The sequence below is a fragment of the Salifodinibacter halophilus genome (genome assembly GCA_012999515.1).
In the GTDB taxonomy this organism is placed as follows: domain Bacteria; phylum Pseudomonadota; class Gammaproteobacteria; order Nevskiales; family Salinisphaeraceae; genus Salifodinibacter; species Salifodinibacter halophilus.
Genome location: JABEEB010000451.1, coordinates 1 through 254 on the forward strand (window position 1 = coordinate 1; position 254 = coordinate 254).

At 73.6% G+C, this 254-nt stretch carries 1 protein-coding gene; it reads left to right on the forward strand.

Features of this window, described 5'->3' with window-relative positions; translation table 11 throughout:
• A partial coding sequence (locus HKX41_12405; protein NNC24937.1) for an NAD(P)-dependent oxidoreductase occupies positions 1-208 on the forward strand: 208 nt, incomplete at its 5' end.
• Positions 209-254 lie beyond the last annotated feature (46 nt).

Here is a 254-nt window from a genome sequence, read left to right on the forward strand (position 1 = left end):
CGCGCCCGGCTTCAAGTGCCAGCACATGCTCAAGGACCTGCGCATCGTCCAGGGCATCGCCCGCGACACCGGCGTGCGCACCGCGACCCTGGACCAGGCCGCGGCCGATTACGCCGAACTGATCGAACGCGGCTACGGCGAAGCCGACACCTCGGCGCTGATCGCGCTCAAGCGCGCGCGGGCGCAGGCGGAGAGCGACGCGGCCTGAGCGCCGCGCTGCGGGCGGCCCGGCTCTAGAAGCCGGGCTGCGTGAG